Consider the following 15593-nt stretch of genomic DNA (forward strand, 5'->3'; position numbering starts at 1 on the left):
TCGTTGAGCGAATCACGACGCACCGATCGTGCGGCGTCATTCCTCACCTGGAGAAGTCATGCCTGCTCACCGGAGGCTCCCCGTCCTGGCGGTCACCACCGCCCTCGCGGCCAGCCTGCTCCTCCCGCTCTCGTCCTCCACGGCAGCACCGGCGCCCGCGCCCGCCCCGGCCACCGCCCCGTCCCCGACCATCGACTCCGAGTCCACCGTCGGCGGCCTCGAGGTGGAGAACTCCTTCGTCTCCGCCGTCGGCTGGGTCAAGCCCGGCGAGTCCTACCCGTCGCGGATCATCGTCCGCAACACCTCGCCGCTCACCGTGACGGGTGCGAGTGTCGAGGTGACCGCCCCGGAGGGCAGCACCATCGTCCAGGCCGGGACGACCGCGGTCGGGGCGTCGACGTACACCTGGCAGGTTGGCAGCCTCGCCGCCGGCGCCACCCGCACCCTCGTCCTGGAGAGCCGCGCCGCCGACCTCGCCGAGCTGCCGACGATCGTGTGGCGCGACCTGTCCACCACCGCCGTGGTGAGCCTCGACTCCGCCACGACCACGGTCACCAGCCATGGACCCAAGGTCATCCCGCCGGGCTCGGAGTTCGACACCGCCCGCTACGGCGACCGCCCCTTCCCCGTGGTGCCGGTGGCCTACACCGATCGCGACTACATCGCCCACGCCAGCACCCTCGACGAGGTCATCAACGACCCGGCCTACGAGGGATCGACCTACAACCTGTTCCAGGAGATGAGCCTGGGCCAGCTCCACCCCGAGGGCACCGTCCCCTCGACCGGGAAGGAGACCGCCGACTTCGCCTACGGACCCGGTTTCCCCTTCACCACAGTGCAGCCGGGCCAGACGTGCACGGGCGGCGCGACCTACGCCGACAGCCCGATCCCCGCCGAGGGGACGCCGCTCTACCCCGAGCGCATCCAGGAGGGCGTCTACCAGCTGCCCGGCAACACCGCCTACTACGGCGCGGACGCCAACGGCTCGGCGCTGGCCGGCGCGGTCGCCGGCGTCGGCGCGCTCCAGGCGATCGACTCCGGCTGCGGGCCCGTCGGCAAGCTCGTCCACGACGCCGCGGCGATCGCCGACCCGGAGATCGACTACTCCGACTACGACACCGACAAGGACGGCGTCGTCGACTTCTTCATGGCGGTCTTCGCCGGCTGCGGCGGGAACGGCTCCTCACAGCTCTCCGTGGCGGGCTGCCCGACGGACTACGGCGTGACGCCGTACGACAACGTGTGGCCGCACTCCTCGAGCCTGGAGTTCTACTACTCCGACCCGGCCACCGGCCTGCCCGGCTTCACCACCGACGACCAGCTCAAGGACCTCGAGGGCCGGCCCCTCTGGTACACCGACACCACCTACTCCACGATGACGACGACCGACCGGGGCGAGGACCTCAAGGTCCTCGTGCGGGTCGGTCCCTACAACGTCAACCCCGAGACCGCGATCGACGCGGCCAGCGTCATCTCCCACGAGTACGGTCACTCGCTGGGCCTGCCGGACTTCTACTCCACCGGTAGCCGCGAGACCTACGGCGACTGGAACCTGATGGCGACCGACAAGTCCCACCACATCGACGCCTTCGGTCGCCAGGAGCTGGGCTGGGTGGTGCCCGAGGTGCTCGACTCCTCGCGCACCGAGACGGCCATCACCGACTCCAAGCAGGACACCGACACGATCACGTGGCAGACCCCGAGCGGCGAGCCCTACACGCTCACCGAGGGCGTCGACGGCGTCGGGCGCGTGCAGAACTCGCAGATGTACGTCGCCAAGCTCCCCGGCCGCGTGCTGCTCGACCCCGCGAAGTTCGACACGGGAGACACCGCGACCGCGTCGCACACCTGGTGGTCGCGCTCGGGCAACGACTACGGCTGCGCCAAGGACCCGGGCAAGGGCCACAACATCGACGTCGCCGTCCCCGAGGTCGCCTCGCTGCCCGCCGGCACCACGCTCACCGCGGACTTCAAGTCCATGTGGGACATCGAGTGGGACTACGACTACGGCTTTGTGCTGACCTCGACCGACGGCGGCCGGAGCTTCGCCTCGAACCCGTCGGAGAACGGCTACACCACCTCCAACACCGACCCGCTCGCCGGCAACCCCAACCAGAACGCGTGCCAGCAGCACTACGACAACGGCATCACCGGGACGTCCGGCTCCTACCAGGCCGGCTCCGAGGCCGTCGACCGCAAGGCGGGCGGCACCCCGGAGATGGTCTTCCTCGCCGACAGCTACGACATCTCCGAGCTCGTGGGCGCCGCGAGCCCGGTGCTGCGGTTCAGCTATTCCACCGACCCGGGGCTGGCCCGGCCGGGCTGGTTCATCGACGACCTCACCATCACCGCCACGCTGCCCGACGGCAGCACCCAGGTCGTCTACGGCACCGACTTCGAGACCAGCGGCTCCCCGGAGGACCCGCGCATCTTCAACGGCGGCTGCCGTGCCGACGGTCCCGGTGGACAGTGCACGCAGGGTTGGCAGTACGTCGCAGCGGGCGCCGAAGGCCCCTCGGACCACGCCTACTACATGGAGATGCGCGACCGCTCGGGCTTCGACCTCGACGGCAACGGGCAGATCGACCGCGACCCGATCGCCTTCGCGTCGGGCTTCTACACCGCCTACACCGACGAGGCCCATGGCTACGGCAACGCCGGCACCGACGACCCGCCGGCGCAGTCCCCGCTCGACAGCCAGCCCGAGCCGGGGAACAACACCCCCGACCTCTCCGACGCGGCCTGGACGGCCGCCGCAGGAGACTCCCGCTTCTCCGACGCCGGGGCGGGGTGGACCGACAACTACGCCGACCCGAGCAGCGCGTCGGGCAACTGGGAGTTCGCCTGGGACTGCCTCACCTTCGACGTGCTCGGCATGAGCGGCAACGGCGACGGATCCCAGGCCGGCGAGGGCCCGCAGCAGGCCGACGGCGACCTGACGGGGGAGGTCCGCTTCACCCTCGGCGAGGGCTGCGGCGCCTACGACTACGGCTACGGCGACGAGGCGGCAGCGCCCGCGAACACCGCGCCGGAGGCCGTGGCCACGGCCACCCCCGCGTCCGGGGTCGTTGGGACGACGGTGCGTCTCGACGCCTCGAGCAGCACGGACGCCGAGACGCCGGGCGACCTCACCTGGTCGTGGGACCTCGGCGACGGCGGCGACACCAAGGACGCCGAGGGGGCGGTGGTCGAGCACGTGTACGCCGACCCCGGCACGTACGACGCCACGGTGACCGTCTCCGACGCCGGCGGGCTCACCGACACCGCCACGGTGCGCATCACCGTGACCGCGTCCGGCACGACCACGACCCCGCCCGCCGTCGGAACCACCGGCACTCCGGAACCGTCCGGCACCGGCGGCGGGACGGGCGAGCCGACCGTGACCGTCACGTCGGGCTCGCCGGCCGAGCTCGCGAGGAAGCACCCGTGCCAAGGGCGCTCGGTGGGTCACCTGGGCAGCTGGCGGGTCGTGGACGGGCGGGCCCCCGGCGGGTCGTACTGCGACAACGGCGGCAAGCGACCCGGTCGTGACGTGCTGCGCCTGGGCTTCCAGGGCGACTCGGTCGCGATCGTGTTCGGCCGTGCGAGGCGGGGCGGGAAGGGGGTGCTGTTCGTCGACGGCGAGCGAGTGGGCACCCTCTCCTTCAAGGGCGGCAGGAGCCGGCCCCGCCTCGATCGTCACGCCGTCGTCACCGGTCTCGGTCAGGGACGTCCCCACCGGCTCCGGCTGGTCGTGAAGCGGGGACGGGCCTTCGTCGAGGGCTTCCGCACCGCCCGCTGAGCTCCATCTCGCGGCCCCGCAGGTCCGACCCTGCCCTGCGGGGCCCGTACGCTCGCCGGCGTGACCGCACGCACGCCGCTCGTGGTCGGGTTCGACCTCGACCTCACGCTGATCGACACCGCCGCCGGCGTCCGCGACGTGCTGCTTGCGCTGGGCACCGAGCTGGGCGTCGACTTCCCGGTCGAGGACATGACGGCCCGGCTCGGTCCGCCGCTCGACCACCTGCTCGCCCCCCACCTCCCGCCGGAGCAGGTCGGCCCGGCGGGTGATCGCTTCCGCGCGCTCTACCCCGACCACGCGATCACGACGGTGCCGGTCCTGCCCGGAGCGCACGAGGCGTTCGAGGCGGTGCGCGCCCACGGCGGACGGGTGCTCGTCGTCACCGGGAAGTACGGCCCGAACGCCCAGCTGCACCTCGACCACCTCGGCCTCATCGCCGATCACCTCGAGAGCTGGGTCTGGGGCGTGGGAAAGGCCGAGGTCCTCCGCCGCGAGGGAGCCCTGGCCTACGTCGGTGACCACGTGCACGACGTCGAGGGCGCCCGCGCCGCCGGCGTGCTCAGCGTGTCGGTGCTGACCGGCGGCTGCACCCGCGCCGAGCTCGAGGAGGCCGGCACCGACGTCGTCCTCGACGACCTCACGGCCTTTCCGGCCTGGCTCGACGCCGCGGTCGTCGACCGCAGCGCCTGAGGTTCGCGCTCAGCCCCGCGCGGCCCACCACTCCTTCAGCGCGGCCTCGGCCTCCTCGGACGACTTCGGCCCCTCCTCCATCCGCAGCTCGAGCAGGAAGGCGTACGCCTGCCCCACCTCGCGGCCGGGGCCGATGCCGAGGACCTCCATGATCCGGTTGCCGTCGAGGTCGGGACGGATGGCGGCGAGCTCCTCCTCCTCGGAGAGCCGCGCGATCCGCTCCTCGAGGGAGTCGTACGTCCGGCGCAGGCGGTCGGCCTTGCGCTGGTTGCGGGTGGTGCAGTCGGCGCGGGTGAGGATGTGCAGCCGTTCGAGCTGGTCCCCGGCGTCGCGGACGTAGCGGCGCACCGCGCTGTCGGTCCACTCCCCCGAGCCGTAGCCGTGGAAGCGCAGGTGCAGCTCGACCAGCCGCGCGACCGCGTCGATGTCGTGGTTGGAGAAGCGCAGCGCCTTCATCCGCTTGCGGGTGAGCTTGGCGCCCACCACGTCGTGGTGGTGGAAGGTGACGATGCCGCCGTCCTCGAAGCGCCGCGTCCGGGGCTTGCCGACGTCGTGCATCAGCGCCGCGAAGCGGGAGACGAAGTCGGGGCCGCCGCCGAGGCGGTGCTCGAGGTCGATCGACTGCTCGAGCACGGTGAGGGTGTGCTCGTAGACGTCCTTGTGGCGGTGGTGCTCGTCGCGCTCGAGCGCCAGCGCGGGCAGCTCGGGCAGGACGTGCTCGGCCAGGCCCGTCTCGACGAGCAGGGTCAGGCCCAGGCGGGGGTGGGGGGCGCAGACCAGCTTGACCAGCTCGTCGCGCACCCGCTCGGCGGAGATGATCTCGATCCGGGCGGCCATCGCGGTCATCGCCTCGACCACCTCGGGGGCGACCGAGAACCCGAGCTGCGCGGCGAAGCGGGCGGCGCGCATCATCCGCAGCGGGTCGTCGGAGAACGAGTCCTCCGGGGCGCCGGGCGTGCGCAGCACCCGCTCGGCGAGGTCGACGATGCCCCCGAACGGGTCGACGAACTCGCGACCCGGCACCCGCACGGCCATCGAGTTGACGCTGAAGTCGCGACGACCGAGGTCGCCCTCGAGGGTGTCGCCGAAGTCGACGTCGGGCTTGCGTGAGGTCGGGTCGTACGTCTCCGAGCGGTAGGTCGTGATCTCGACCTGCCACGGACCCTTGCGGCAGCCGATCGTGCCGAACTCGCGTCCCATGTCCCACACGGCGTCGGCCCAGCCGGACACCAGCCGCTCGGTGACGTCGGGGTGGGCGGAGGTGGTGAAGTCGAGGTCGTTCTGGAGGCGGCCGATCATCGCGTCGCGGACGGGACCGCCCACCAGCGCCAGCTCCTCGCCGGCCGTGGCGAACAGGGCGCCGAGCTCGTCGATGACGGAGCCGATGCGGTCCAGCTCCGCGGAGACCCGGCGCTGGATCTCGACGATCGTGAGGGGTTGCAGTGCGGCGTCGGACACGACCAGACAGTCTAGGTGCCGGCCCGGGACCACCGAACAACTAGCATCGGTGCGTGCCCCGCCCGTCCGTGTTCCGCGCTGCCCTGGCGGGGCTCCTGACACTCGGCGTCGCCGGGGTCGGCACGCCGACGCCCGCCAAGGCCGCCGAGGACGACGCCGACCCCCTGGTCGTCCACATCGACACGATCAGCCCCGAGCTGCCGCGCAGCGGCGACGTGGAGATCACGGGCACCGTCACCAACGTCAGCGACGACACCTACACCCGGGTGAACCTGCACGCCTTCTCCTCCGCCTCGCCCATCCTCGACTCGGCGACGCTCTCCGCGTCGGCGACCACCGACCCCGCGGAGTACGTCGGGGACCGCGTGCTGGTGCCGGGCACCTTCGACACCGTCGACACCCTCGAGCCCGGCCAGACGGCGAGCTTCACCGACACCGTGCCCGTCGAGCTGCTGCCGGCCTCCGGCGAGCAGGGCGTCTACTGGATCGGCGTCCACGCGCTCGGCGACACCGCGGAGGTGCCCCGCGACGGTGTGGCCGACGGTCGGGCGCGGACCTTCATCCCGACACGCCCGAGCGGTGACGAGACCCAGGAGGCGTCGGTCGTCCTGCCGATCCGCACCCGCGTCTGGTACACCGAGGACGGAGCCGTCGCAGGCACCGAGCGGTGGGCGCGGCGCCTCGCCGAGGGCGGGAGCCTCGACGGCGTGCTCGACATGGCCGAGTCGGCCGGCACCACCCCGTACAGCTGGCTGGTCGACCCTGCGGTCCTGCTGGCGCTCGTCCGGCTCGCCGAGGGCAACGCCACCCGCAGCCTCGCGCCCGACCCGAGCGTCCCCGGGCAGGAGATCACACCCACCGAGACGCCGACGGACGGCGACGTGACGCCGACCGAGGGGGTGGCGCCGTCGACGAGCCCGGAGACGCTCACTCCGACCGAGGCGCTGCCCACGGAGGAGCCGAGCGAGGAGGACGCCGAGCTCGCGGCAGCCGCGTCGGCCTGGCTGGCACGGTTCACCGAGCTCGTGGGCTCCATCCCGGTGCTGACGCTGCCCTACGGCGACATCGACGTCTCCGCCGCGGTGCGCCACGACCCCGCCCGCCTCGAGCAGGCGGTGGCGCGCGGCAACGAGATCATGGCCGCGCTCGGCCTGCCGACGCAGCCCGCCATCGCGCCGAGCGGCGACGTGCTCAGCCCGGAGGCGCTGTCGGCGGTCCCGGTCAGCACGGTCGTCATGCTGGGCGACAACGCCTTCGCGATCCCCCCGCGCAGCCCGAACTCGGTCGTGCGGCTCCTCGGCCACAAGGTCCTGGTCACCAGCACCGGAGCCGAGGCCGGCGGACCCGGCCCCACGGCCGCGAGCGACCCGCTGGCGCTGCGACAGCGGCTGCTGAGCGAGGCCGCCCTCCGACTCTCGGCCGGGGACACCGCCCCCTTGGTGGTCACCCTGCCCACGGTCTGGCGCGGCGAGGACGCCGCCTCGTTCTTCACCGACCTCGAGCAGGGCTGGCTCGACGTCGTGCCGGTGGGAGAGGTCGCGAGGCGGCAGGCCGTCGGCGTGCCTGCCACGAGCCTGCTCTACACCGAGAGCGACGTGGAGGCCGAGCTCGGCGCGTCCGCCTTCTCCACCGCCACCCGCGCCACCTCCGACGCGACCCTCCTCGAGCAGGTGCTCTCCTCGGTCACGCGGGTCGAGGCGCTGGTGCGCGACGAGGTCCTGGTGACCCTGTCCGAGCAGCACCGCGCACGCCCCGGGCTCGCGCTCGCGGCCGCGCGCCGGGTCCAGGACTCCCTGCGCGACGACCTCGCCAAGATCGAGATCGAGGGTCCCACCGCGGTGACCCTGTCCGGCGACTCCGGCCCGCTGGGCGCCACCCTCGTCAACGGCCTCGACCAGCCCGTCGAGGTGCAGGTGCTGGCCAGCACCGACGGCCGGCTCACCCTCACCGGAGGCGGCGTACGGCGGCTCGCGCCCCAGGCGCGCAGCGTCGTGCGCTTCGAGGCGACCACCAGCCGCGCCGGCGTCCACAACGTACGTCTGTCCGTCACCAGTCTCGACGGCGTCCCGCTCGGGTCCTCCGACGAGCTGCCCATCCGCGCCGCGCGGGTCAGCGCACTGATCTGGATCGCGATGGCGGGAGGCGCCCTCGTGCTCTTCGGGATGATCGGCTACCGCCTGCCCGGACAGATCCGGCAGCGCCGGGCCGAGCTGGCGGCGGCCGAGGCACGGTCGGCGGAGGAGCAGCCGACGTGACCGAGCAGCGCATCCTGGCCTCGTCCGCCGTGATGGCGGCGGGCACGGTGGTCTCGCGCGCCTCGGGCTACGTCCGCGCCGCCCTGCTCGTCGTGGCGCTCGGAGCGGGCCTGCGCGGTGACCTCTTCGCCATCGCCAACACGCTGCCCAACATGGTCTACATCCTGCTGGCCGGCGGCATCTTCAACGCCGTGCTGGTCCCGCAGCTCGTGCGCCGGATCAAGGACGACGCCGACGGCGGCGACGCGTACGCCAGCCGGGTCATCACGCTGTCCGCCCTCTTCCTCGGCACGGTGACCGTCCTCCTGGTGCTCGTGGCGCCCCTGGTGCTGCGGATCTACCTCGACGACCGGTTCCTCGACCCCGACCGGGTCTCCCAGCTCGAGTCGATCGTCGACCTCACCCGCTGGTGCCTGCCGCAGGTCTTCTTCTACGGCATGTACGTCCTGGTGGGGCAGGTCCTCAACGCGCGGGGCCGCTTCGGCCCGATGATGTGGGCGCCGATCGCCAACAACCTGCTCTCGGTGCTCATGCTGGTCCTCTACCTGGTGTTCTACGGGCCGACCGGCCGTGGGCCGGAACGGGCGGAGGCGTTGGGCACGGGGCCGGAGGTCCTGCTCGGCCTCGGCTCGACCCTGGGCATCGCGGTGCAGTTCCTCGTGCTGGTGCCCTACCTGCGAGCGTCCGGCTTCACCTACCGCCCGCGGTTCGACTTCCGCGACCCCGAGCTGCGCCGGACGCTGTCGCTGGGCGTCTGGACGGTGCTGTTCGTCGTCGTCACGCAGGCGGCCTACCTCGTCGTGGTCAGGCTGGCCTCCGGCGGCACGGTCGACGGCGGCGACGGCACCGGGTACCTCGTCTACAGCAACAGCCTGCTGATCATGATGGTGCCGCACGCGGTCGTCACGGTCTCCCTGGCGACGGCGATCCTTCCGCGGCTCTCCGCCTTCGCCCACGAAGGCCGGCTCGGCGACCTGGGGAGCACCGTCGGGTCGACGCTGCGCACCGCCCTCGCCCTCGTGCTGCCGTTCGCGGTGCTGCTGCCGATCACAGCGGGCGACGTCGCCGGGTTCGCCTTCGGGTGGGACAACCCCGAGGAGGCGGCCGCCTTCGCCCCCACCCTGGCCCTCTTCGGCCCGGCGCTGGTCTTCTTCACCGTCCACTACTTCATGCTGCGCGGCTTCTACGCCATGGAGATGACCCGTCTGGTCTTCTTCATCCAGCTCGCCGTGTCGTCGACCAACGTGGTGGTCGCGTCCGTCCTGGTGCCGCTGCGACCGGCGGCGGAGACCGCCCCGATGCTCGTGGTGGCCTACCTCGCCTCGTACGCCGTGGGCGCCGTGGTCAGCTTCGTGCTGCTGCGACGCACGGTCGGGGGCCTGGAGACGCCGCGCCTGCTCCGGTTCCTGGTGCGGATGGTCCTCGTGCTCGCCGCCGCGGGCGCGACCGCGTGGCTGGTCGAGCAGAGCCTGTCCGGGCTCGGCTCCTATCCCGGACCCTTCGCCTCCCTGCTCCGGGGTGGCCTCAGCGCGCTCGCCGGGCTGCTGGTGGTGCTCGCCGGCAGCCACCTGCTGCGGGTGCGCGAGGTCACCTCGCTGGTGGACACCGTCGCGGCGCGGCTGCGGAGGACGTGAGACTCCCTAGAGTGGCAGTCAGCAGTGGGAAGCCGGAGGGAAGTGGGGTGAGCGATGCCGACGTCGATGCAGGCTGGTGACGTGCTCGCCGACCGCTACCGCCTCGACGACCTGCTCGCCGAGGCCGGGACGGGCCGGTTCTGGCGTGCCCACGACCTCGTGCTGCACCGGCCCGTGGCCGTGCACCTGCTGCCCGCCGACGACGAGCGGGCCACGCCGATGCTCGAGGCGGCCCGCCGTACCGGCCCGGTCGTCAACCGGCGACTGCTGCGGGTGCTCGACGCCGAGTCGGCGGACGGGCGGTGCTTCGTGGTCCACGAGTGGGGCCAGGGCGAGTCCGTGGACGTGCTGCTCACCCGCGACGGACCGCTCCCGCCCCGTCGCGCCGCCTGGCTGGTGGCCGAGGTCGCCGACAGCATCGCTGAGGCCCACGACGCCGGTCTCGCCCACGGGTCGCTGACGCCGGAGAACGTGCTCGTCGACCAGCACGGGCAGGTGCGGATCATCGGGTTCGGCGTCGAGGCGGCGCTGCGCGGCCTCCCGTCCGGGCGCACCGACGTCGACGAGGTCGACCTCGCCGGTCTGCTCTACTGCACGCTCACGGGCAAGTGGGCCGGTGCCTCCCGCTCGGAGGTCCCGCCGGCGCCCGAGGCCCACGGCGAGGTGCTCCGCCCGCGACGGGTGCGCGCCGGCATCCCGCGCGTCCTCGACGCCCTCTGCGACCAGGTCCTCAACCCGCACGGGGAGTCCACGGCCGGCCACCCCTCGGCCCACACGATCCGTGACGTGCTCCTCGACTACGTCGGGGAGATGACCGGGACCCACGTGCCGGTGCCAGGCCTGCGTCCCGCCCCCGTCGCACCCGAGTCGACGCCGACCGCGGTCGTCCCGGTCGTGCCGGCCGAGGAGGCGGCACCGGAGGCCGAGGCCGAGGTCACGCCGGAGCCTGCCCCCGAGCCCGCCGCGGAGACGACCGCGACCGACGTCTCGCCCGTGCCTGCCGCACCGGTCCGGCCGGCAGCGGTCCACGACCTGCCGACCGAGGCCGGCATGCCGGTCTTCCACGACGACGACGAGGTCGACTGGCTGCGCGCCCGCGCCGACAAGCCGGCGCCCCCGCCGCCGCTCGACGACCCGACGCCCAAGCCGCTGTTCGCCCCCGACCCGCCCGAGGGGGAGCCCGTACGTCGTCCCCGTCCCGGGAGCCGCGCCGCATCGGCCGACAAGGACTACTGGCCGTGGGACAGCAGCCAGGCCCCGGGCCGCGCCGCCGCGACCGGGTCGGGGGTCCACCCGGTCGGCCGCGACACCGGCTCGTGGGGCTCGGGCGCGTGGACCGACGACCGGTGGGGGACGCAGGACGGCATCGACGACACGGGCGAGCAGGTGCCCGGGCGCAGCTGGATCCGGCTGGCCATGATCGTGGGGATCTGCCTGCTGGTGGGCGTGGCCGCGGTCGCGGCCTACCAGCTCGGGCGCCGGCCGCCGACGTCCGGCTCCAGCGACGAGCCGACCGCCTCGCCGACGCCGACCGTCGTCGAGCCCACGCCCTTCGAGGGGCTCAGCGCCGACGACTTCGACCCCCAGGGCGGCGACGGAGGGGTGGAGAATCCCGAGTCGGTGCCCAACGTCCTCGACGGCGACCCCGCCACGTCGTGGAACACCTCGACCTACCTGCAGAACTTCGGTCCGGCCGGGCTGAAGACCGGCGTCGGGCTGGTCGTCGACCTCGGCTCGACCCAGGCGGTGCGCCAGGTGCGGGTGACGACCGAGGGCGGCCAGACCTCGCTCGCGGCGTACGTCACCTCCGAGCCGCCCACCGGCATCGCGGGACTCACCCCGATCGGCACCGCGTCAGGTGCCGGCGACCTCACGATCGACCTCGACGAGGCCGTCTCGGGCCGCTACGTCACCGTCTGGCTCACGCTGCTGCCACCGGTCGACGGCGGGTTCCGCGGGACGGTCTCCGAGGTGCAGGTGCTCGGGTGAGGTCCGGCCCGCGATGAACCACGAGCGCTCCGACTCCGAGCTGCTCCGGGCCCACGTCGACGGTGACGTGGACGCGTTCGGCGAGCTCTTCGCCCGCCATCGCGACCGGTTGTGGGCCGTGGCGCTGCGCACGATGGGCAACCCCGACGACGCCGCCGACGGGCTCCAGGACGGGATGGTCGCCGCTTTCCGCCGGGCCGGGTCCTTCCGCGGCGAGGCCGCCGTCACCACCTGGCTGCACCGGGTCGTGGTCAATGCCTGCCTCGACCGCCTGCGCGCGGCGAAGATCCGCCGCTTCGACGCGCTCCCCGACGACGTCGACGACCGCGGGACCGTGGTCGCCACCGCGACCCGCGACGACCAGCCCGACGAAGCCGCCGAGGTCGCCGAGCGGCGACGCCGCGTCCTCGCCGCGCTCGCCACGTTGCCCCCGGAGCAGCGGGCCGCCCTCGTGCTCGTCGACATGGAGGGCTACCCCGTCGCCGAGGTCGCCGAGATGCTCGGCTGCGCCGAGGGCACCGTGAAGTCCCGGTGCTCGCGCGGGCGCACCCGGCTCGCCGGCCTGCTCGACGACCTGCACCGCCCGGTGGGTGAGCGTCCTCACGGGAACCCGCCCCAGGACGGTCCCGTCCAACCCACCGTGCGGCCCCGCGGCCCGCCCACGCCCTGAGCCCTCCCCCGCACCGCACCCGACCGACCGCCCTCCGAGGAGGTGACCCACGATGACCGACGCGTCCGACCTGCCGCCCGCCCAGGAGGCCGTACGCCGCCAGCTGGCCGACGCCCGTCACGTCGGGCCGCCGCCCCCCGAGGTCGTGGCCCGTCTCGACGACACCCTGGCCGCGCTGGTCGCCGAGCGTGGGGCTCCTGCGTCAGGGGCTGTGCCCGGCACCGCCCCTGACGCGCCCGCCCCCGCCGCGTCCGCCCCGGCCGTCGACCTCGCCGCCCGCCGGCGGCGCATCACCGGCGTCGGTCTGCTGGCCGCCGCCTCGGTGGTGGTCGCCGGGGTCGCCCTCGGCCAGGTCCTGCCCCGCGGAGCCGGCGACGAAGGAGGGTCGAGCGCGAGCTCCGACTCCTCGCTGGCCGAGGCGCCGGCCGACTCCGGCGGTGGCTCCGAGCCCGAGTCGGGGGACGCCGGGACCGACCGCGGGGAGGTCGCCCCGGAGTCGCTCCGGAGGAGCCCTCCCGCGACCACGTTCGCCGGCCGTCCCGCGCTGACCTCCACCGACCCCGACCTCGACCAGCAGGTGCTCGCGCTGCGTCCCGACGCGGCGCGGGAGGGGGACCTCGACTCCCTCGACGCCCTGTCCGGGTGTGCCCTGCCGAGCCCGGGTCCCGGCCGGCGGCTGCTCGCCCAGGTCGACGGCGCGGCCGGGGTCGTGGTCTACCGTCGCCCCGCCGGCGCGACCCAGCAGGCGGAGGTCTTCGTGTGCGGCGCGTCGGACCCCGTACGCACGCTCACGCTGCCTGCCCCCTGAGCGGTGCGGGCCGCGCCGGAACAACGGTCGCCTACGATCGGTTGAGCAAGGCGTACAGCCCGTCGAGGCAGACCCGATCCCCAGGAGTCCGATCCACCCATGAGCACCAGCACCGAGACGCGCAACGTCATCATCATCGGCTCGGGGCCGACCGGCTACACGGCCGCCGTCTACGCGGCCCGCGCCTCGCTCGAGCCCCTCGTCTTCGAGGGCTCGGTCACCGCCGGCGGCGCGCTGATGAACACCACCGAGGTCGAGAACTTCCCCGGCTTCCGCGACGGCATCATGGGCCCCGCCCTGATGGACGAGATGCGCGCCCAGGCCGAGCGGTTCGGCGCCGAGCTCGTCGCCGACGACGTGGTCGAGGTGGACCTCACCGGCGACGTCAAGGTCGTCAAGACCGCCACCGACACCTACACCGCGCGTGCGGTGATCCTCGCCACGGGTTCGGGCTACCGCAAGCTCGGCCTGCCCCGCGAGGACGAGCTCTCCGGCCGCGGCGTGTCCTGGTGCGCGACCTGCGACGGCTTCTTCTTCCGCGAGCAGGCGATCGCCGTCGTCGGCGGCGGCGACTCGGCCGTCGAGGAGGCCACCTTCCTGACCCGCTTCGCCTCGAAGGTCTACCTGATCCACCGTCGCGACGAGCTGCGCGCCTCCAAGATCATGCAGGAGCGCGCCTTCAACGACCCCAAGCTCGAGATGGTGTGGAACTCCGAGGTCGCCGCGATCAACGGCGAGGACAAGCTCGAGTCGATCGTCCTGCGTGACACGGTCACCGGCGAGGAGCGCCAGCTCGACGTGACGGGCCTGTTCATCGCGATCGGCCACGACCCGCGCTCGGAGCTGCTCACCGGCCAGGTCGACCTCGACGACGACGGCTACGTCCTGGTCAACCACCCCTTCACCGCGACCAACGTGCCGGGCGTGTTCGCCGCCGGCGACCTCGTCGACCACCACTACCGCCAGGCGATCACCGCTGCCGGCACCGGGTGCGCCGCCGCTCTCGACGCCGAGCGCTTCATCGCCGCGCTCGACCACGAGGCGTCGACGGCCGGCGACGCCGCCGCGACCGTCGAGGCCATCGCCGAAGAGGTGCAGACCGCGGGCGCCTGAGCGCCCCCCACCGGCCGCGACGGGGAACAACTGTCGCCGGCATGGTGTTGAGTACACATCGCCGCACGACAACCGCAGACTCCTGAAAGGGGCACTTCCGTGGCCAACATCGCCGCCGTGACCGACGCCGAGTTCGAGGCGCAGGTCCTCAAGTCCGACAAGCCCGTCCTGGTCGACTTCTGGGCGGAGTGGTGCGGTCCGTGCCGCCAGGTCGCTCCGATCCTCGACGAGCTCAACGCCGAGCACGGCGACAAGCTCACCTTCCTCAAGATGAACGTCGACGAGAACCCGGTCACCCCGTCGTCCTACCGCGTGACCGGCATCCCGACGATCAACGTCTACCAGGGCGGCGAGGTCGTGAAGTCCATCGTGGGCGCCAAGCCCAAGGCCGCGCTGCTCAAGGAGCTCGAAGGCATCATCTGATGTGACACGCAGCAGGGCGCGCTCGCGCGGCCTGCGTGGGCGTGGCCAGGTTGAGCAAGCCCTGCGGCTGAGGGACGAAGCCGCAACGGGCGGGTCGAAACCCCTCGGAAAGGGGAGTCGAGACCCCCTAGTCTCCCGGGGCGACCCGCACCGATCCGATCGGGCGGGTCGCCTTGTGCGTGGGGCGCACGACGCCCCACACCCGCTCGAGCGCGAGCTCGACCTCGTCCTTCCAGCTCAGCGCGGTGCGCAGCTCCATGCGCATCCGCGGAGTCGTCGGGTGGGCGCGTTGGGTCTTGAATCCGACGCTGCCGAGGAACTCGGCCGGCAGCACGCACCCGTTGGTCTGCCCCCGTGTGTCGCCGTACGCCTCGATCGCCGTGTGACCGCGCTCGACGAGGTCGGCCGCCATCGCCTGCACCAGCAGGCGCCCCAGCCCGCCCCCACGCAGGCCGGGCTCGATCCACGCCGTCGCCGCGATGATCGCGTCCGGTGACCCCGGCGCCGTCGGGAGCGTCGCTGCGCCCGGCAACCGCGCCGCAGGGGCGTACAGGATGTAGCCGACCGTGCGCCCGTCGACCCGCACGACGCGTCCGCACGACCCCCAGTCGCGCAGCGTCGAGGAGAGCCAGCTCTCCTTCTCCGCGATCCGCTCCTGCTCGTCGAGGCGGGACCGGTCGACGGGGCCGAGCTCCCAGAACAGGCACGCGCGGACCGGGTCGGCCAGCTCCGCGAGGTGGTCGACCGTCAGGCGCGCGGTCTTGCGTGACAC

General features: G+C 73.2%; 11 protein-coding genes. 9 read left to right on the forward strand and 2 right to left on the reverse strand.

The window, feature by feature from the left end; translation table 11 throughout:
• The first annotated feature begins 58 nt into the window (after positions 1 to 58).
• A complete protein-coding gene (locus IE200_RS02775) occupies positions 59 to 3781 on the forward strand; it encodes a PKD domain-containing protein (RefSeq protein ID WP_191277808.1) in 3723 nt (1240 codons plus the stop codon).
• Positions 3782 to 3841: 60 nt separating this feature from the next.
• Positions 3842 to 4471 carry an HAD family hydrolase gene (locus IE200_RS02780; RefSeq protein ID WP_191277809.1) on the forward strand — a complete coding sequence of 210 codons (630 nt, stop codon included), beginning with the start codon at positions 3842 to 3844 and terminating at the stop codon, positions 4469 to 4471.
• 9 nt (positions 4472 to 4480) lie between these two features.
• On the opposite strand, the gene IE200_RS02785 is transcribed toward IE200_RS02780, so the two are convergent.
• A complete protein-coding gene (locus tag IE200_RS02785; protein WP_191277810.1) occupies positions 4481 to 5929 on the reverse strand; it encodes a CCA tRNA nucleotidyltransferase in 1449 nt (482 codons plus the stop codon).
• A gap of 53 nt (positions 5930 to 5982) precedes the next feature.
• Between IE200_RS02785 and IE200_RS02790 the strand changes: the two genes are divergently transcribed.
• The 7 genes from IE200_RS02790 to trxA all read left to right on the forward strand — a co-directional run bounded on the left by IE200_RS02790 (position 5983) and on the right by trxA (position 14821).
• Entirely contained in the window at positions 5983 to 8184 is a 2202-nt protein-coding gene (locus IE200_RS02790; RefSeq protein ID WP_191277811.1) for a hypothetical protein, read from the forward strand.
• Positions 8181 to 9818: a murein biosynthesis integral membrane protein MurJ gene (murJ, locus tag IE200_RS02795; protein WP_229856016.1), complete on the forward strand. Its 1638-nt coding sequence runs from the start codon at positions 8181 to 8183 to the stop codon at positions 9816 to 9818. Before IE200_RS02790 ends, murJ begins: the two co-directional genes overlap by 4 nt.
• A 54-nt stretch (positions 9819 to 9872) precedes the next feature.
• Positions 9873 to 11807 carry a protein kinase family protein gene (locus IE200_RS02800; protein ID WP_191277812.1) on the forward strand — a complete coding sequence of 645 codons (1935 nt, stop codon included), beginning with the start codon at positions 9873 to 9875 and terminating at the stop codon, positions 11805 to 11807.
• Positions 11808 to 11820: 13 nt separating this feature from the next.
• Positions 11821 to 12477 carry an RNA polymerase sigma factor SigM gene (gene sigM / locus IE200_RS02805; protein WP_191277813.1) on the forward strand — a complete coding sequence of 219 codons (657 nt, stop codon included), beginning with the start codon at positions 11821 to 11823 and terminating at the stop codon, positions 12475 to 12477.
• Positions 12478 to 12529: 52 nt separating this feature from the next.
• Entirely contained in the window at positions 12530 to 13285 is a 756-nt protein-coding gene (locus tag IE200_RS02810; protein ID WP_191277814.1) for a hypothetical protein, read from the forward strand.
• Positions 13286 to 13384: 99 nt separating this feature from the next.
• A complete protein-coding gene (gene trxB / locus IE200_RS02815) occupies positions 13385 to 14398 on the forward strand; it encodes a thioredoxin-disulfide reductase (protein WP_191277815.1) in 1014 nt (337 codons plus the stop codon).
• Positions 14399 to 14497: 99 nt separating this feature from the next.
• On the forward strand, positions 14498 to 14821 hold the full coding sequence (trxA, locus tag IE200_RS02820) for a thioredoxin (RefSeq protein WP_308432985.1): 324 nt from the start codon (positions 14498 to 14500) through the stop codon (positions 14819 to 14821).
• A gap of 127 nt (positions 14822 to 14948) precedes the next feature.
• Here trxA and IE200_RS02825 read toward each other — a convergent pair whose 3' ends face one another.
• Positions 14949 to 15593 (reverse strand): GNAT family N-acetyltransferase, encoded by a 645-nt coding sequence (locus IE200_RS02825; RefSeq protein WP_229856018.1) that lies wholly within the window; start codon positions 15591 to 15593, stop codon positions 14949 to 14951.

This window comes from Nocardioides flavus (ex Wang et al. 2016) (assembly GCF_014653115.1).
Classification (GTDB): Bacteria; Actinomycetota; Actinomycetes; order Propionibacteriales; family Nocardioidaceae; genus Nocardioides; species Nocardioides flavus.